The 16,232-nt window shown below is 58.5% G+C and carries 18 protein-coding genes, 1 tRNA gene and 1 pseudogene; 15 read left to right on the plus strand and 5 right to left on the minus strand.

Annotated elements, in window-relative coordinates; translation table 11 throughout:
• Positions 1-6: 6 nt before the first annotated feature.
• Positions 7-210, minus strand: a complete 204-nt coding sequence (locus tag ACZ1HJ_RS10250; RefSeq protein ID WP_472718571.1) for a hypothetical protein — start codon at positions 208-210, stop codon at positions 7-9.
• 164 nt (positions 211-374) lie between these two features.
• Here ACZ1HJ_RS10250 and ACZ1HJ_RS10255 point away from each other — a divergent pair, with 164 nt between their 5' ends.
• The 8 genes from ACZ1HJ_RS10255 to pqqE all read left to right on the plus strand — a co-directional run bounded on the left by ACZ1HJ_RS10255 (position 375) and on the right by pqqE (position 5,902).
• Positions 375-1,688, plus strand: a complete 1,314-nt coding sequence (locus tag ACZ1HJ_RS10255) for an ATP-binding protein (RefSeq protein WP_472718572.1) — start codon at positions 375-377, stop codon at positions 1,686-1,688.
• A gap of 2 nt (positions 1,689-1,690) precedes the next feature.
• Complete coding sequence (locus ACZ1HJ_RS10260) at positions 1,691-1,960, plus strand: sensor histidine kinase (protein WP_472718573.1); 270 nt, start codon at positions 1,691-1,693, stop codon at positions 1,958-1,960.
• 9 nt (positions 1,961-1,969) lie between these two features.
• Positions 1,970-2,671, plus strand: a complete 702-nt coding sequence (locus ACZ1HJ_RS10265) for a response regulator transcription factor (protein ID WP_472718574.1) — start codon at positions 1,970-1,972, stop codon at positions 2,669-2,671.
• Positions 2,672-2,757: 86 nt separating this feature from the next.
• Positions 2,758-2,856 (plus strand): pyrroloquinoline quinone precursor peptide PqqA, encoded by a 99-nt coding sequence (gene pqqA / locus ACZ1HJ_RS10270; RefSeq protein ID WP_472718575.1) that lies wholly within the window; start codon positions 2,758-2,760, stop codon positions 2,854-2,856.
• A gap of 22 nt (positions 2,857-2,878) precedes the next feature.
• A complete protein-coding gene (gene pqqB / locus ACZ1HJ_RS10275) occupies positions 2,879-3,775 on the plus strand; it encodes a pyrroloquinoline quinone biosynthesis protein PqqB (protein WP_472718576.1) in 897 nt (298 codons plus the stop codon).
• A complete protein-coding gene (pqqC, locus tag ACZ1HJ_RS10280) occupies positions 3,772-4,521 on the plus strand; it encodes a pyrroloquinoline-quinone synthase PqqC (protein ID WP_472718577.1) in 750 nt (249 codons plus the stop codon). The genes pqqB and pqqC overlap by 4 nt, the downstream gene beginning before the upstream one ends.
• Entirely contained in the window at positions 4,518-4,796 is a 279-nt protein-coding gene (gene pqqD / locus ACZ1HJ_RS10285; protein WP_472718578.1) for a pyrroloquinoline quinone biosynthesis peptide chaperone PqqD, read from the plus strand. The genes pqqC and pqqD overlap by 4 nt, the downstream gene beginning before the upstream one ends.
• A complete protein-coding gene (pqqE, locus tag ACZ1HJ_RS10290) occupies positions 4,793-5,902 on the plus strand; it encodes a pyrroloquinoline quinone biosynthesis protein PqqE (RefSeq protein ID WP_472718579.1) in 1,110 nt (369 codons plus the stop codon). Before pqqD ends, pqqE begins: the two co-directional genes overlap by 4 nt.
• Before the next feature lie 9 nt (positions 5,903-5,911).
• Here the strand turns inward: pqqE and ACZ1HJ_RS10295 are convergent.
• Positions 5,912-6,001, minus strand: a tRNA-Ser gene (locus ACZ1HJ_RS10295).
• Between the two features lie 205 nt (positions 6,002-6,206).
• On the opposite strand from ACZ1HJ_RS10295, the gene ACZ1HJ_RS10300 reads away from it, so the two are divergent.
• The 7 genes from ACZ1HJ_RS10300 to ACZ1HJ_RS10330 are packed head-to-tail and all read left to right on the plus strand — an operon-like array spanning position 6,207 to position 12,585.
• Positions 6,207-7,118 carry an SPOR domain-containing protein gene (locus tag ACZ1HJ_RS10300; protein WP_472718580.1) on the plus strand — a complete coding sequence of 304 codons (912 nt, stop codon included), beginning with the start codon at positions 6,207-6,209 and terminating at the stop codon, positions 7,116-7,118.
• A gap of 11 nt (positions 7,119-7,129) precedes the next feature.
• Positions 7,130-8,296: a D-alanyl-D-alanine carboxypeptidase family protein gene (locus tag ACZ1HJ_RS10305; RefSeq protein WP_472718581.1), complete on the plus strand. Its 1,167-nt coding sequence runs from the start codon at positions 7,130-7,132 to the stop codon at positions 8,294-8,296.
• On the plus strand, positions 8,293-8,916 hold the full coding sequence (gene tmk / locus ACZ1HJ_RS10310) for a dTMP kinase (protein ID WP_472718582.1): 624 nt from the start codon (positions 8,293-8,295) through the stop codon (positions 8,914-8,916). Before ACZ1HJ_RS10305 ends, tmk begins: the two co-directional genes overlap by 4 nt.
• Positions 8,916-10,040 (plus strand): DNA polymerase III subunit delta', encoded by a 1,125-nt coding sequence (locus tag ACZ1HJ_RS10315; RefSeq protein WP_472718583.1) that lies wholly within the window; start codon positions 8,916-8,918, stop codon positions 10,038-10,040. Before tmk ends, ACZ1HJ_RS10315 begins: the two co-directional genes overlap by 1 nt.
• Positions 10,041-10,060: 20 nt before the next feature.
• Positions 10,061-10,852, plus strand: coding sequence for a TatD family hydrolase (locus tag ACZ1HJ_RS10320; RefSeq protein ID WP_472718584.1), 792 nt, complete (start codon positions 10,061-10,063; stop codon positions 10,850-10,852).
• Positions 10,852-11,649, plus strand: a complete 798-nt coding sequence (locus ACZ1HJ_RS10325) for an MBL fold metallo-hydrolase (protein ID WP_472718585.1) — start codon at positions 10,852-10,854, stop codon at positions 11,647-11,649. Before ACZ1HJ_RS10320 ends, ACZ1HJ_RS10325 begins: the two co-directional genes overlap by 1 nt.
• Before the next feature lie 6 nt (positions 11,650-11,655).
• A complete protein-coding gene (locus ACZ1HJ_RS10330; RefSeq protein ID WP_472718586.1) occupies positions 11,656-12,585 on the plus strand; it encodes an AEC family transporter in 930 nt (309 codons plus the stop codon).
• A gap of 7 nt (positions 12,586-12,592) precedes the next feature.
• Here the strand turns inward: ACZ1HJ_RS10330 and ACZ1HJ_RS10335 are convergent.
• The 3 genes and pseudogenes from ACZ1HJ_RS10335 to ACZ1HJ_RS10345 form a co-directional block, all read right to left on the minus strand.
• Positions 12,593-13,812: pseudogene (locus ACZ1HJ_RS10335) on the minus strand (mandelate racemase/muconate lactonizing enzyme family protein); the annotation flags it as partial.
• Between the two features lie 18 nt (positions 13,813-13,830).
• Complete coding sequence (locus ACZ1HJ_RS10340) at positions 13,831-14,913, minus strand: Zn-dependent alcohol dehydrogenase (RefSeq protein ID WP_472718587.1); 1,083 nt, start codon at positions 14,911-14,913, stop codon at positions 13,831-13,833.
• A gap of 85 nt (positions 14,914-14,998) precedes the next feature.
• Positions 14,999-16,219 (minus strand): TCR/Tet family MFS transporter, encoded by a 1,221-nt coding sequence (locus ACZ1HJ_RS10345; RefSeq protein WP_472718588.1) that lies wholly within the window; start codon positions 16,217-16,219, stop codon positions 14,999-15,001.
• Between the last annotated feature and the right edge of the window lie 13 nt (positions 16,220-16,232).

A 16,232-nucleotide genomic window follows, 5' to 3' on the forward strand; every position in this document is an offset into this window, starting at 1 on the left:
GCCGTCTTAGGCTTCAACCTCCGCAAAGGAGACCATGCGACATTTCCAGCTCTGAATTCGATGGTTCGGATGGGACGCAACCCATTTCGCCAATTCAGGCTGAGCACCCATCATACACGCCATCGGCGTGACATTTGTGAACACCAGACTGCGCTCGTGGCAGTTTTCCGGTGCGCCTGAAAGACAGGCAATAAATAACAGCTCGATCATGTTATTTCCTTGTCAATTAATACGTTAGTCGTAGTTTGTGGTGTTGTCCATAAAATCTAAGAGCCGTAAAAATAAGGTTATCGGCTCGCTCTCGACCGGAAATCCCGTTGCAAATGGGCACCCGGCAAACCTGGATATGCCCCAACAAGCACTGGAAACCCGTGTTGTCTCTGACCCGTTCCTTGTCCCTCAAACTGCGCCTTGGTCTTGGCGCGGCCGCTTTGGGCGGGGCGACATTGCTGACGGTGGGCATCCTCTATGTGGGAATGCAACATGTGGCGAAACGTCTTGATACGGCATTGGCGTCGGAACAGCGCATGGCGCGCTACGCAACCCTGTCGACCCAGGCCGCGACCTTTCTGGTCATCGGTACGGAGGCCATCCAAACCGGCAGATCGGCGGAGGTTCGCATGGAGCGTCTGGACCCCGTTATCAACCAGATAAACGGTACATTTGTGCAGCTGCGCGAAGATGTCGAAGACGCCGTAATCGCAGCGCAGGATTTGGGGCTTGATGCCCAATCACGGTATGGGACCCAATCGCTCGGTCTGGCGCGCATGGAGGCGATGTTGCAAAACACGCTGACGGGCCTGCGCATGGATACGACCGATACCGCGCGATTGCGCGCGTATATTGATACCTTCGCCTCAAGTTTTGATCCGCTGCTGAGCCAGGCCGTCAATACGGAAGTGCTGTTTCGCAACGCCATTCTGTCGAGCATCGGAGAGTTGCGCCGGTCTTTGATTTTTGCCGCACTTGCAATCGCCGCCCTAACCATCTTGGTGGTCGCGCTGTTTTATCTCGGCCTCATCCGCCCGCAATTCATGCGCCTTGATCGATTGCGTGAGGCGGCGCACCGGATTGGCGAGGGGCATTTTGATGTGGCCTTGCCCGTAAGCCGACCCGATGAGATCGGCCAGCTTTCCAGTGAAACCAACCGCATGGCCGCCGCCCTATCCGCGCGTCAGGACGATGTGCAGGCAGAATGGGACCGTTTGAACGAAACCATTGCGCAACGCACGGAAGATTTGCGTGCGGCCAATGAAAAGCTGTCGGAAATCGATGAAAACCGCCGCCGCTTTTTTGCCGATGTCAGCCACGAGCTCCGTACACCCCTGACCGTGATTTTGATGGAGGCGCAGATCGGGCGGCAAGCTGCACCGGAGGCGGCAGAGGCGTTCAACACGATCGAAACTCGTGCTGCCCGGTTAAACCGGCGGATTGATGACTTGCTTCGTGTGGCCCGATCCGACAGCGGGCAACTGGCACTCGAGAGTAAAAGCATCCAAGTACCTGATTTAATTTCAGAAGTGGTGGCTGAGATACAGGCAGAAATCGATAATGCTGGCATGACGCTGATCACATCCACCGTGCCGGACCGGACGCTTACATGCGACCCTAATTGGGTGCGGCAAGTGTTGAGCAGCCTTTTACGCAATGCCATTCGCCATGCCCGAGAGGGGGAAAAGTCAGCCTGACCGTGGCCGTTGATGCACAAGGGATCGAACTGAACGTCATCGACAATGGCGCAGGCATTGAGCTGTCGGATCAGGACCACATTTTTGATCGCTTTGCGCAGGCCGGACCAACACAGGCCGAAGGGTTTGGTGTAGGCTTAGCACTCGCCCGTTGGGTCATCGAAGAGCAGGGCGGGGAGATCACCATCACAAGCCCTGTGCCGCGCGATGCGGCACTCGGGGCGTCACCCGGGACCAAAATCGCGGTTCGTTTTCCGAGCGGGGATGAATAGGATATCCCCATGACGTCACGTTTGCTGGTCATTGATGACGATCCGGAAATCACCTCGGCGCTTGTGCGGGGACTGACCTTGCATGGATATTCCGCAGAGGCCGAAAACCGGGCGGACCGTGCGCTCGAACGTCTCCGCACGGGCGGGTATTCAGCCGCCATCGTGGATGTCATGCTGGGCGCTGACAGCGGTCTTGATCTGGTGCGCGGCATCCGCGATGCGCAGATTACGCTGCCGATCCTGATGCTTTCGGCGCTGTCGGATGTCGAACACAGGGCGGCGGGTCTTGCAGCGGGTGCTGATGACTATGTGGTCAAGCCGTTCAACTTCGATGAATTGATTGCCCGTCTACGGGTTCAGGAGCATCGCGCCAAGGCGGAACGGCCGCAACCACCGCATCTTGATGCAGAAACACGTGTCCTCAGTTCCGCGCAGTTTTCGGTTTCATTGACGGAGCGTGAGTGCGAATTGCTGACGCTTTTGACGCAAAATGCGGGGACGGCGATGCCCCGGGGGCATATCTTTGACGCTCTTTGGTCCGGCGACGGGTCAGGTAACGAAAATGTGGTCGATGTCTACATTGGATATCTGCGGAAAAAGCTTTCGGAAGGTGAATTTCATTTCGAAATCAAAACATTGCGGAACAAAGGGTTCTGTTTGATAGGGCTGGCACCAGTGTTTGAAGCCCGCCAAACATCGACCAAAGTCTAGGCATTTCTTATAAAATAAGAGTAGCTTGCTTGACGCCCTTCTGCCAACTTAGATCGTACACACGATGCGTGACTGGAGGATTTATCATGGCATGGTCGAAACCAATCATCCGCGAAATCGAATGCGGCATGGAAATCAACATGTACGGACCTGACTTCGACGAAGAGCGCGAAGTACTGTTCTAATTGATCAGCGCGCGGGGGTAACATGACTTTCCGCGCGCAGATTCTCGGTGCCGCTGCCGGGGGTGGCCTTCCGCAATGGAATTGTGGATGCCAAAACTGCGTGCTTGCGCGGGCCGGTGACATTCCATCACAGACCCAATCATCTATTTCCGTTTCAGCGGACGGAAGCGCGTGGGCGATACTGAATGCCTCTCCCGACATTCGGTTCCAGATGTCGCAGGCCCAGTCTCTCTTCCCCCATGGCTTGCGGCAACTCCCGCTGACGTCCGTTTTGGTCACCAACGGCGACATCGACCACATCGCGGGTCTGTTGACCCTGCGCGAGATGCAACCTTTTACTCTTTTTGCGACTGAGGGCATTCACGAGGTGCTGTCTCAAAACCCCATTTTTGATGCACTCAACAGCGCTGTGGTCACGCGCACGACAATCGCACTGGAAACCGAATTCGAACTATCCCCCGGATTGACGGCCATGCTGTACCCGGTCCCCGGCAAAGTGCCTTTGTATCTCGAAGGTGAAACGGTTCAAACCGATCTGATCGGCGATCAAACTGTCGGCGTTGCACTGACGGCAGGCGGAAAAACCGCGCATTACATTCCGGGTTGTGCCATGCTGACGCCAGAACTGAACGAACGTATTTCGGGTGCGGATCTGGTGTTTTTTGATGGAACACTCTGGGCCGATAATGAAATGATCCAGGCAGGGTTGGGGCAAAAGACCGGCAAGCGGATGGGTCATATGTCCATGTCCGGTGCGGATGGTTCGATCGCTGCGTTCCATGGTCTGGATATCGGACAGAAGATTTTTGTTCACATGAACAATACCAACCCGGTCCTGCGCCCGAGCTCGGATGAACGCGCCGAAGCGGAAGCGGCGGGATGGATCATTGGACAAGACGGAATGGAGATCAGCATATGACCCAAAGCCGCACAGATTTCGAAGCGCGCCTGCGCCAGATTGGGGCGGAACGGTACCACGATCTGCACCCGTTTCATGACATATTGCACGGTGGGGGATGCTCGCCAGATCAGGTCAGGGCATGGGTGATCAACCGGTATTATTATCAGCATTCGATCCCGATGAAGGACGCAGCATTCATGTCGCGTGTCGAAGATCCGGCCCTGCGGCGGCAATGGCGGTCGCGCATCGAAGATCACGATGGCAGCGACACCAATGAAGGCGGCATCAGCCGCTGGCTGCGCTTGGCCGAAGCTGTGGGCCTCGATCCGGACTATGTCGCCTCCACGGCGGGAGTATTGCCCGCCACCAAATTTGCGGTCGATGCCTATGTCCGTTTTGTGCGGGAAAAAACCTTGCTGGAGGCGGTTGCCTCGTCCCTGACCGAGCTGTTTGCCCCGAAAATACACGCAAATCGCATTCAAGGGCTCTTGCAGAATTACGACTTTGCCGATGACAGCTCGCTGTCGTATTTCCAGAACCGGTTGAAAGAAGCACCCAAGGATGTGGCCTTTGGTCTGGCGTGGGTGCTTGACCATGCCGATACCGCCGAAAAACAAGATGCGGCAGCCGAAGCGCTGATTTTTAAAACAAATGTGCTCTGGTCACAGCTGGATGCGCTATGGGGCGCATATGTTGCCCCTGCGCGCATTCCGCCTGGCGCGTGGCAGCCCGGTGAAGGTTTGTTGCTGCAAAGGGCGTCATGATGGAAAGCGCCGACATTCCCGTTCTGCCCCGTGGGGTCCGGTTGCATTATGACAAAGTGCGCGAAAAATGGGTGCTGCTGGCGCCGGAGCGGGCGGTAACGCTGGACCCTGTTGGCCATGCAATTCTGTCGGAAGTCGACGGCACCCGAAGTTTTGGGGAGATCACCCAGATGCTGGCGCAAAAATATGACGCGTCTGCCCAGCAGATCACGCAGGACAGTGCCGGGTTTCTGGACGCATTGCGCAACCGTCGATTTCTGGATGTGTCCGCATGAATAGGGCGCCGCCCCCCATCGCCATGTTGGCGGAGTTGACGCATCGCTGTCCGCTCTCGTGTCCTTATTGCTCAAACCCTGTGGAAATGGCGCAGCAAGATGCCGAGCTTGATACACAAACCTGGATACGTGTGTTTCGGGAAGCGGCCGCCTTGGGTGTTTTGCAGTTGCACTTTTCCGGCGGCGAGCCCGCGTCCCGACGTGATCTGGTTGAGATGGTTGCCGCAGCCCGAGATGCCGGGCTTTATACGAACCTGATCACCTCCGGCATTGGCCTGACCGAGCGACGTCTGAAGGAGCTTGATGCAGCGGGTCTGGATCACGTGCAATTGTCTTTACAGGGCACTAATCCTGAAATGGCAGATGAAATTGGCGGGTATAACGGTGGCTTTAAGCGAAAGATGCAGGTCGCTGAATGGATTGGGGAAATTGGCTTTCCCTTGACGCTGAATGCGGTTTTGCACCGCCGCAATCTGCACCAACTGCCCCGTGCAATTGAAATGGCGCAGGAAATGGGCGCGCGGCGGATCGAAGTAGCTACCGTTCAATTCCATGGCTGGGCGCTTAAGAACCGCGATGCGCTGATGCCAACGCGAGAGCAGGCGCAGGAAGCCACGCGCATTGTGGCCGAGGCCCGTGCTGCGCTCAAAGGGACGTTGGTGATTGATTACGTGCCTGCCGACTACCACGAAGATTTCCCCAAGCGCTGTATGGGCGGGTGGGGAAGCTCTGGCCTGAATGTGGCGCCCGATGGTCAGGTATTGCCCTGTCACGCGGCGCAATCCATCCCGCATTTGAAATTTGACCGGGTGCAGGACAAGGGTTTGTCAGACATCTGGTACAACGGTGCGGCGTTCAATGCCTATCGCGGAACTGATTGGATGGCCGAGCCATGTCGGAGCTGCGATCGCAAGGAGATCGATTTTGGCGGGTGCCGGTGTCAGGCCATGGCGATCGTGGGTGAGGCGTCTGCAACAGATCCGGTTTGCGTCAAATCTCCCCATCACGGCAGGTTGCAACAGCAGGCCGATGCCCACGCGGCGCAGGATGACGCGGAATTGACCTACAGGGTGTCGCCCGGCAAAAGCGCGCAACTGGCGGACTAAGAGTGCAGGTGGCGGAGGAGGTGGGATTCGAACCCACGGTAGACTTTCACCTACGTCGGTTTTCAAGACCGGTGCATTCGACCACTCTGCCACTCCTCCGACGCGTTCTTCCCTAAACAAACAGATTTGATTCTGAAAGACGTTGTTTTCTGTGGAAAATCGCCGAGCCTTAATGTGCGGACTTTTATTGTAGGCGACAACTCGCTAGACTGCGCTTGCAGGGCCGGAAAAGCCGTCAGAGCAAAAGGCCGGACTGAACCGGGGAACAGCGCTAACAGGCGCGACTACAGGCAAGGGGCGAGGCATGAATTTACAATGCACAAGCGGCACATCCAATTGGCGCCGGGCAGCATTGGCTGGTGCCAGCATATTACTGCTGGCGGGATGTGAAGAAGGGGCGACATTCAACCCCTTTAAGAATTTGAACCTAAACAAAAAACCGGCGGAAGCGGCGGAAACAAGCGCGGATGCTTCGGTCAAACTTGTTGAACGTGATGTTGAAGCACCGGAGGTGTTTCAGGTCACAGATCAGGGTCTCTGGGATGGCAGACCATCTTTGGGCGGCGTTTGGGTGGCACATCCTGATGTGGTCGAACCGGAACGGGTGATTATCAGAAACAATGACAATTCGAAATTTGTCATCGGCGCGCTTTTCCGGCGCGAGCGGGCCAATCCGGGCCCATCTTTGCAGGTCTCGTCGGACGCAGCTGCGGCACTTGGCCTTTTGGCCGGATCACCCGCCGCGCTGAACGTCACAGCATTGCGCCGTGAAAAAGCCCCTGATCCAGAGGCAGCACCTGCGCCTACTGTTGATCCTGAGGCGCCCGAAGATGTGGAAGTGAGCACGCTCGATCCTGTTGCAGGTGCCGCTGCCGCCCTTGATGGCACCGACGGTACCGCCGAGGCGGCAAGCGAGCCGTTGCCCGAGCCCGCAGCAGAGGTTGCTGCAGCACCCGCCGCGGCACCGCAGTCGAATTCATCGCTGGAGAAACCTTTCCTGCAGATCGGTATTTTCAGCGTAGAGCAGAACGCCAATAACACAGCCGCCGCCATGCGGCAGGCGGGTATGGTGCCCACGGTGCTTGAACAAAGCTCGCAAGGAAAGAAATTCTGGCGTGTGATTGTCGGCCCGGCGGCAACCAAGGCCGAGCGCAGCACTCTGCTGTCGAAGATCAAGGGCGTCGGGTTTGACGACGCTTACCCTGTAACCAACTAAAAGCACGCGTCATGAACCGTTTTCTTCGCTTTCTTGCCCCGACGTTGATCTTGGTGACTACAACACTGCCTGCCGCAGCGTTTGATACACAGGCCAAAGCCGCGTTTGTCACCGACATTACCACCGGTACGATCTTGTTGAACAAAAACGCGGATACGCCCTTGCCGCCCGCGTCCATGTCCAAACTGATGACACTTTACGTGGCGTTCGAGGCGATCCGCGAAGGGCGCCTGTCGATGGAAGAACGGTTGCCGGTGTCGACCCATGCGATGAGCTATGGGGGATCCACCATGTTCCTCGATACAACCGACAAAGTGCGCGTCGATGATCTGCTGCGCGGAATCATCGTGCTGTCGGGCAACGACGCCTGTGCGGTGATTGCCGAAGCGCTGAGCCCGGATGGCACCGAAGCCGGGTTTGCACGCTTCATGACACAACGTGCGCAACAGATGGGCATGACAAATTCGACTTTCCTGAATTCCAACGGCTGGCCCGCGCCGGGACACGCGATGAGCATGCGTGATCTGGCCTTGCTGGCCACGCGGCTGATCGAGGATTTCCCCGAATTCTACCCGATGTTCGCTGAAACCGAGTTTGAATTTGACGGACGCGCGCCCAAGAACACGCAAAACCGTAACCCCTTGCTCAAGCTTGGCATTGGGGCGGATGGTCTGAAAACGGGCCACACTGTCAAAGCGGGCTACGGATTGGTCGGATCGGCCAAACAGGGGGACCGACGCGTTGTGTTTGTTGTTTCAGGTCTGCCCAGCATCAAGACGCGGGCCGAAGAAAGCTCGGCCATTGTGAACTGGGCCTTTCGCCAATTTGTCGAAAAATCCGTCGTCAAAGCCGGCACGCAGGTTGCCACGGCCGACGTCTGGATGGGCAGTACAAATGCGGTAGGTCTGACCGTGTCTGAAGACGTGGTGACACTGGTACCCGTGTTGGGGTCGAGCGATCTCAAGGCCGAAGTGGTCTATACCGGACCGATCAAGGCACCGATTGCCGCGGGTGATGAGCTGGCGGAGCTGGTGTTTGCGCCGGAAGGATTGCCGGAAACGCGGGTCAAACTTGTTGCCACGGTGGACGTGCCGAAAGGTGGCTTTCTTGCGCGACTGCGGACCGTGTCCGGGTTGTTACTGACGCGGCTGCAACAGGGGCCCGAGGGCGCGCTTTGAGCGGGCAGGGACGGTTTATCACATTCGAAGGGATCGACGGTTCGGGTAAATCCACCCAGGCGCGTCTCTTGGCGGATCACCTGCGCGGGCAAGGTCACGATGTGGTTCTGACGCGTGAACCGGGTGGCAGCCCCGGCGCCGAAGACATCCGCAAACTTGTGCTGGAAGGCGACGCAGACAAATGGTCGGCGGAAACGGAATTGCTGTTGTTCACGGCCGCGCGCCGGGATCATCTGGAACGCACAATCGCTCCTTCCGTTGCGGCGGGAAAGATCGTAATTAGCGACCGTTTTGCTGACAGTACGCGCATGTATCAGGGTTTGGGACGTGCTGATTTGCGTGGTCTGGTCGACGAATTGCACAGGCTGATGATCGGTCGCGAGCCAGATCTGACAGTGCTGGTGGATATGGATCCGGAAACTGGTTTGAAACGTGCTTTGTCGCGCGGGGATGGCGAGGAACGGTTCGAATCCTTTGGCGCAGAGATGCAGCGACGCATGCGCGACGGGTTTCTGGAATTGTCGCGGGAATTTCCTGACCGTTTCGTGGTGATTGAGGGTGGGCAGGCGGTTGAGGATGTGGCCGCAGACGTTCAAAACGCTGTTGCAGGACGTTTGTGATGGCAGATGATGCTCTTCCTGAACCTGATAGGGTTGAGGGCGCGCCGCATCCGCGCGAAACCGCGCAACTGATCGGCCAAACGGGGCCTGAAACCACATTCCTCGAGACATTCAACGCGGGTCGGTTGCATCACGGGTGGCTTATCACCGGGCCACGCGGTGTGGGCAAGGCCACGCTGGCCTGGCGCATCGCCCGGTTCCTTCTGGCGACCCCGGATGCAGAAGAGGGCGGGCTCTTTGGCGACGTCGCTGCCGTGCCTGAAACACTGGACATCCCGCCAGACCATCCCGTCGCACGCAGGTTATTGGCGGGCTCTGATCCCGGGTTGTTTCACATCACCCGGACGCCCAACGAAAAGACCGGTCGTATGCGCGACATGATTGTTGCTGACGATGTGCGCCGTCTGAACCAGTTTCTGCAACTCAGCGCGACGGATGGCGGGCGACGTGTGGTGATCCTGGATTGCGCGGATGAGATGAACGTTCAGGCCGCAAATGCCCTTCTGAAGATGCTCGAAGAACCACCCGCGCGAACAGTTCTGCTGCTCGTCAGTCATCAACCCTCGCGCCTCTTGCCGACAATCCGGTCACGATGCCGCGAATTGCGTCTGGCGCCGCTGAACGCCGCAGATATGGCGCAGGCCCTGGCGCAAGCGGATGTCGATGCACCCGAAGACGCGGCGGCGCTGGCCGAGTTATCAGGTGGCTCCGTTGGTGAGGCGGTGCGGTTGATCAATTTGGGTGGGTTGAAAATCTATGCCGAATTGGTGGCGATTGTCGCGTCCTTGCCGCGCCTGGATCGTGCCCGTGCCTTGAAACTGGCCGAGGCTGCCGCGACACGGGGCGCGGAAAACAGGCTCGATCTACTGCTCGGCCTGACGGATCTTCTGCTGGCCCGGTTGGCGCGCAGCGGGGCCGCAGGTGCCACCCCCGAGGTGCAGGCCGCGCCGGGAGAGAAAGATATGCTCGCACGCTTGTCTGCTACTCCGTCGCAGGGCCGCGCTTGGGCAGAATGCGCGCAAGAGATCAGCGCACGTGCCCGGCACGGCCGATCGGTCAACCTTGACCCTGCCGCGCTCGTCCTAGATACGGTGTTCAAGATACAGCAAACCGCCGCGGGATAATCTCGCCAAGGGCCCCGATCATGACAGACCAAATCCAGATCACTGACAGTCATTGCCACCTGGATTTTCCCGATTTCGACGGGGAGAGAGATGCAATGATTGAGCGGGCGGTCACCGGCGGCGTAACCCGTATGGTCACCATTTGCACCAAGCTGCGGCTGGAGCCTCAGGTGCGGGCAATTGCTGAACGTTATGCGCCTGTCTTTTACGCGGCTGGCACCCATCCCATGAGCGCAGCGGATGAACCATTGGCAAGTGTGGATGAGTTGATTTTGCTGTCCAAGCACCCAAAGTTTGTGGGTATTGGTGAATCCGGTCTCGACTATCACTACACCTCTGAAAGTGCTGAAATTCAACAGAAATCTTTGCGAATTCATATCGAGGCTGCACGCCAGACCGGCCTGCCTCTGATCATTCATGCGCGCGCTGCTGATGACGATATGGCCCGCATCCTGACCGAAGAATTTCACAACGGCGCGTACACCTGCGTGATGCATTGTTTTTCGTCAAGCGCGGCCCTTGCCAAGGCGGCCCTTGATCTGGGATTTTACCTGTCGATGTCGGGCATTGCGGCGTTTCCCAAAAGCCAGGAACTGCGTGACATTTTTGCGTGCGCCCCGGTTGACCGCATTCTTGTAGAAACTGATGCGCCCTATCTTGCGCCGCCGCCACACCGGGGCAAACGCAACGAGCCGGCGTACACGCTTTACACGGCCCAGGTGGGCGCCGATGTTTTCGGCATGGAATGGCCTGATTTTGCCGCCCAGACGCAAGCCAATTTCGACCGGTTATTCTGGAAGGCGGCGGCCTGATGGCAGAGCTACGCTTCACCATTCTGGGCAGCGGATCATCTGGCGGCGTGCCGCGGCTTGGCGGGCATTGGGGCGATTGCGACCCTACCAATCCGCGCAATATGCGACGCCGCTGTTCGATGCTGGTGGAGCGTGAAACCGCCGGCGGCACTACGCGCGTGCTGATCGACACGTCACCTGATCTGCGCATGCAATTGCTGGATGCGGGCATCGGTGAGCTGGATGCGGTTGTCTATACCCATGCCCATGCGGATCACGTGCACGGGCTGGACGATCTGCGCATGATCGTTTTCAACATGAAACGTCGTTTGCCCGTCTGGGCCGATGGGGCCACGCAGGACGCACTTTTTTCGCGCTTTGGTTATGCCTTTGTGCAGCCCGAAGGCTCACCTTATCCGCCGATCCTTGACATGCACACGATCAGTGGTGACGTGGTGATTGACGGGGCCGGAGGTACGATCACGCTGGAGCCGTTCAAAGTCGGCCACGGTTCGATCGACGCGCTTGGTTTCAAGGTGGCAGGGCTTGCCTATCTGCCGGATGTGGCAACGATCCCCGAGGATGTCTGGCCCGTGCTTGAAAATCTTGAGTGCTGGGTGCTCGACGCGCTGCGCCGCACGCCGCATCCCACGCATTCGCATTTCGAACAATCCGTTGAATGGATGAAACGCGCGCGCCCGAAACAGGGTGTGCTGACCAATATGCATATCGACCTCGATTATCAGGCCGTTATTGACGAGACGCCCGATTGGATCACCGCTGCCTATGACGGCATGGTGATCCGGTTCACGGTCTGATCCTTCATGCAGGCTCTGCTGGATGTCATTCTGCCGGTCTTTGTTGTGACCGGATTTGGGTATCTGGCGGTCTGGCGCGGGTGGTTTTCCGATGCGGGTGTCGATGGGTTGATGAATTTCACCCAGAAGTTTGCCATTCCCAGTCTCCTCTTCACCGCCATCGCGCGCCTTGATCTGGGTCAAAGCTTTGACTGGCGGCTATTGATCAGTTTCTATACCGGCGCCATGGCAGGCTTCCTGCTGGGCTTTCTGGGCGCACGATATGTGTTCGGGCGGAGTTGGGAGGATGCGGTAGCTATCGGATTTTGCTGCCTTTTTTCCAATACCGTCCTGCTGGGCCTGCCCCTGACGGAACGCGCCTATGGCGCGGATGCACTAAGCGTCAATTACGCCATCATCGCACTGCATTCCCCCTTTTGTTACGGCGTCGGCATCACCGCAATGGAGATCACGCGCGCGCGCGGCTCTTCCGGTCTGGCGCTCACGGGCAAGGTACTCAAGGCGATGTTTTCGAACGCCCTGATTGTCGGCATCGCCCTTGGTTTTGCCGTTAATCTCACCGGCATCACATTGCCGGGTGTTCTCAATGACGGGCTGGATCTGCTGGTTCGCGCGGCCTTGCCTGCGGCGCTATTCGGTCTCGGTGGTGTGTTGGTGCGTTACCGGCCCGAGGGTGATTTGCGCGTCATCCTCTTTGTCTGTGCCATTGCCCTTGTGGTTCACCCGCTGATCACCCGCGGTCTGGTGGCCAGCTTTGCCCTGCCGGTCGAGGTGGTCCGCGCCTCAGTCCTGACGGCGGCCATGGCGCCGGGCATCAACACCTATATCTTTGCCAACATGTACGGGGCGGCACGACGCGTCGCGGCGTCCAGCGTGCTGATTGGCACCGCGCTGTCGATCCTGACTGTTTGGGTGTGGCTGGGGCTCTTGCCCTAATCCGACTTGGGGGTGCCCCGCCGGTGAATGCATTCCCGTTGGCGTAATCACAGGGCGCTTCCTGCATTTCCAGATGAAGGCCGGACCCGCTGTAAGGATGCGCGAGGGCAAGCTCCTCATCGACCTCGATGCCAAGGCCGGGTGTTTCGGGGGGCGTGATAAATCCGTCCTCCACCCGGATTGAATTCTTGATCAATGCAGCGTGGAACGGCGTGTCGATCGTTTCGGCCATCAGGAGGTTTGGAATGGACGCACCGAAATGGATATTGGCGGCCCATTCAATAGGGCCCGCATAAAGATGCGGCGCCATCTGCGCGTTATAAACCTCGGCCATGGCAGCGACTTTTTTCATCTCCCAGATACCACCCGCACGGCCCAAGGCCGGTTGCAGGATCGTGGCAGCACCGGCGCGCAGAATAGGTGCAAATTCCGCCTTGGTGGTCAGCCGCTCTCCGGTGGCAACCGGGATAGATACGGCGCTGGCCACTTTGGCCATTTCGGCTACGTTATCCGGGGGGATGGGTTCTTCGAACCAAAGCGGTGCATAAGGCTCCAGCGCCTTGCCAAGCCGGATGGCACCCGCCGTGGTAAATTGCCCATGGGTGCCAAACAGCAGGTCGGCCTTGGTGCCAACGGCGTCGCGGATCGCCTTGCAGAAGGCCACCGAGAGGTCGATATCGCCCATCGTGGGCATGTGCCCGCCACGCATCGTGTAAGGGCCCGCCGGGTCGAACTTGACCGCGGTGTAGCCCAGATCAACCATCGCCGATGCCGTTTCTGCCGCCATGTCTGGCGATGTCCAAAAGGCGTTGATGTCGTGATGGGGCAGGGGATAGAGGTATGTGTAAGCCCGGATGCGGTCATTCATCCGACCCCCGAGCAGCGCCCAAACCGGCCTTTCCCGTGCCTTCCCCAGAATATCCCAACAGGCAATCTCTAAGCCCGAAAACGCGCCCATAACCGTCAGATCAGGCCGCTGCGTGAAGCCGGAGGAATAGGCGCGGCGGAACATAAGTTCAATGCTTTCAGGGTTTTCGCCCTGCATGTGCCGCTCAAAAACGTCTCCGATCACGGCTTTCATCGCCTCCGGCCCGATGGATGAGGCGTAGCACTCCCCCATCCCGTGACGCCGCCATCCGTGGTCAGTTTGACCAAAATCCAATACCGCCCGCCCCAGCCGGGGGCAGGGGGCGCGGTGACGATGATATCGAGATCTTGAAGGCGCATGTTTTGGCTCCCTGCGTCCTAGAACAGGATCACGTTGCGACGTGCACTGCCGGATTTCGTGTCTTCAATGGCCTCATTGATCTGCTCCAGGCTCCAGCGGTTCGAGATCAGCTCATCCAGTTTCAACCGGCCTTGCGCGTACATGTCGATCATCCACGGAATATCGCGCCGGATGACCGTGTCGCCCATTTTTGAGCCGACCATGCCCTGTCCGGTGGCGGCAAAATTGACTGGCTCATAATGCGATTCCGCGCCGGAATGCGGCATGCCCACCATGATCACCTTGCCACCGCCACCAAGGTACCGCGGTGCCTGATCATAAGCCGGTATCGCCCCCACGGTCACGATCACCGCATCGGCCCCACGTCCCATGGCCTGCTTCGCGGCGCGCCAGGGTTTGTCCGTTGTGGCCAGGACGCCATCTGTCGCACCAAATTCAATGGCTGTGTCCAGCTTGTCCTCGCTCATGTCTACGGCCAAGATCCGGCGGGCACCGGCAATGCGCGCGCCCTGAATGGCGTTGAGGCCGACGCCGCCTGCGCCGATCACAACCACGTCCTGACCGGCGCGCAGACCAGCGGCATTGACCACGGCACCCACGCCGGTGATCACGCCGCAGGACAACAGACTGGCCGTGTCCATCGACAGATCTTCGGGGATTTTCACCACCTGGCTTTGATCGACTACGACCTTTTCAGCAAAGGCACCGCAGGCCATGGCCTGATGCAATTTCCTACCATCCGCCGTGTTAAGCGGACCCAGATCGCCGTCATATGGCGTTTCGCATGCGGTGGGTTTGCCTGCGCCGCAGGTGGGGCATTGTCCGCAGGCCCGGATCAGGGTCACCACCACAGGATCACCCTGTGATACGCCTGTCACGCCCGGGCCAACCGCGCTGATCCGGCCCGCCGCTTCGTGCCCATAGACCGCTGGCAAAGATCCGCCCCATCCGCCTTCGGCAAAGATGATATCGGAATGACAGATCGCAACGGCGTGCAGATCAACCTGAACTTCGCCGGTGCCGGGTGCGCGCAATTGTACGTCTTCGATCACAAGTGGCTTGCCAAATTCGTGGCAGACCGCGGCCTTGATTTTTTGCATGTGTTAACCTCGTGCAGACCCCACACCGGGCGTATCTGCACAGCCTGACCCGGATCTCGCGCCGGGTTGCAATGCGGAATGCGACCTAGCCGGGTCGGCTTTGAGCCGGGGCGCGGCGGCAGTAGAGAAAGAGGAGTAATCCCGCAGATGCCAGCGCGAATGACGCCAGAAAGGGCGCGCCGGGCATAAAGATGCCAGCATCGGGCGCCGTGGCCGCCGCGAAGACGCCCGTCATCAACAACGGAGAGACGATCAGCGCCAGTGCATTCACGCTGGTGATGATGCCTTGTAACTCGCCTTGGGCATCCGCGGAAATCTGACGTGACATCTGCGATTGCAGGGCGGGTGCCGCCATCGCAGCCAGTGCTGCTATGGGTGTGAAGCAGAGCGCGAGGATGCCGTTGGTGACAAAGGCCAGCAACACAAAGGACAGAAGGGCGCATCCAAAGCCCGCGATAATGGTGCGCATCTCTCCCAGCCTGGCGAGAACCACACGGATCAATCCGCCCTGAACAACGGCCATCGAAATACCGAAGGCAGCAAGCGAGAGGCCGACCATACGTGTGTCCCAATCAAAACTGGCTTGGGTGTAATACGCCCAGATCGCGGGATAGACATTGAAGGAAAGCTGATACAGAAAATAGACCGTCAGCAATTTACCGAGGCCAGGCAGGGTGGCGATATTTTTGAGCGCGCCCAACGGGTTGGCGCGTTTCAGGTCAAAGGGCCGCCGAATTTGATCGGTGACGGTTTCAGGCAGGATGAACCATCCGAATATGAAATTTGCCGCGGCCAGTCCGGCAGCAGCGTAGAACGGTGCGCGGGTGCCCAAATCACCCAAGACCCCGCCGATCAAAGGCCCTAGAATAAAACCAACACCAAAGGCGGCACTGACTAGCCCAAACTGCGCACCGCGTTTTTCAGGCGGCGTTGTATCGGCCATGAAAGCGGCGGCGGTGGATTGCGTGGCGGCCGTGATGCCACCCACGATCCGCACGATCAGAAGGAGCCAGATGGACCCGGCAAGCGCCATTACCAGATAGTCCAGCGTCATGACAAAAAGGGACGTCAGCAGAATAGGCCTTCTGCCAAACCTGTCGGAGAGATTACCAATCACCGGTCCGAACAGGAACTGCATCACGGCGAAACAGGTCGACATGATACCACCCCAAAGTGCCGCATCCGCCAGTGAGCCCGCGCCAACCTCAAGCAAGAGGTTTGGCATGACCGGAATGATCAGGCCAATGCCCATGGCGTTGATCACCAATGTAATCAGGATGAAGATCGTGGGCAGGTTACGCTGCATGATCCAACCGATC

The sequence above is a fragment of the Roseovarius sp. JB2-10 genome, from assembly GCF_055693585.1.

Excerpts from the sequence above, each read along its gene's own strand:
- ACZ1HJ_RS10265 (WP_472718574.1), top strand. The coding sequence starts at position 1,970 with ATGACGTCACGTTTGCTGGTCATTGATGACGATCCGGAAATCACCTCG.
- pqqC (WP_472718577.1), top strand. The coding sequence starts at position 3,772 with ATGACCCAAAGCCGCACAGATTTCGAAGCGCGCCTGCGCCAGATTGGG.
- pqqB (WP_472718576.1), top strand. The coding sequence starts at position 2,879 with ATGACTTTCCGCGCGCAGATTCTCGGTGCCGCTGCCGGGGGTGGCCTT.
- pqqA (WP_472718575.1), top strand. The coding sequence starts at position 2,758 with ATGGCATGGTCGAAACCAATCATCCGCGAAATCGAATGCGGCATGGAA.
- pqqE (WP_472718579.1), top strand. The coding sequence starts at position 4,793 with ATGAATAGGGCGCCGCCCCCCATCGCCATGTTGGCGGAGTTGACGCAT.
- pqqD (WP_472718578.1), top strand. The coding sequence starts at position 4,518 with ATGATGGAAAGCGCCGACATTCCCGTTCTGCCCCGTGGGGTCCGGTTG.
- ACZ1HJ_RS10305 (WP_472718581.1), top strand. The coding sequence starts at position 7,130 with ATGAACCGTTTTCTTCGCTTTCTTGCCCCGACGTTGATCTTGGTGACT.
- ACZ1HJ_RS10300 (WP_472718580.1), top strand. The coding sequence starts at position 6,207 with ATGAATTTACAATGCACAAGCGGCACATCCAATTGGCGCCGGGCAGCA.
- ACZ1HJ_RS10325 (WP_472718585.1), top strand. The coding sequence starts at position 10,852 with ATGGCAGAGCTACGCTTCACCATTCTGGGCAGCGGATCATCTGGCGGC.
- ACZ1HJ_RS10330 (WP_472718586.1), top strand. The coding sequence starts at position 11,656 with ATGCAGGCTCTGCTGGATGTCATTCTGCCGGTCTTTGTTGTGACCGGA.
- ACZ1HJ_RS10340 (WP_472718587.1), bottom strand. The coding sequence starts at position 14,913 with ATGCAAAAAATCAAGGCCGCGGTCTGCCACGAATTTGGCAAGCCACTT.
- ACZ1HJ_RS10345 (WP_472718588.1), bottom strand. The coding sequence starts at position 16,219 with ATGCAGCGTAACCTGCCCACGATCTTCATCCTGATTACATTGGTGATC.
- ACZ1HJ_RS10250 (WP_472718571.1), bottom strand. The coding sequence starts at position 210 with ATGATCGAGCTGTTATTTATTGCCTGTCTTTCAGGCGCACCGGAAAAC.
- ACZ1HJ_RS10320 (WP_472718584.1), top strand. The coding sequence starts at position 10,061 with ATGACAGACCAAATCCAGATCACTGACAGTCATTGCCACCTGGATTTT.
- ACZ1HJ_RS10315 (WP_472718583.1), top strand. The coding sequence starts at position 8,916 with ATGGCAGATGATGCTCTTCCTGAACCTGATAGGGTTGAGGGCGCGCCG.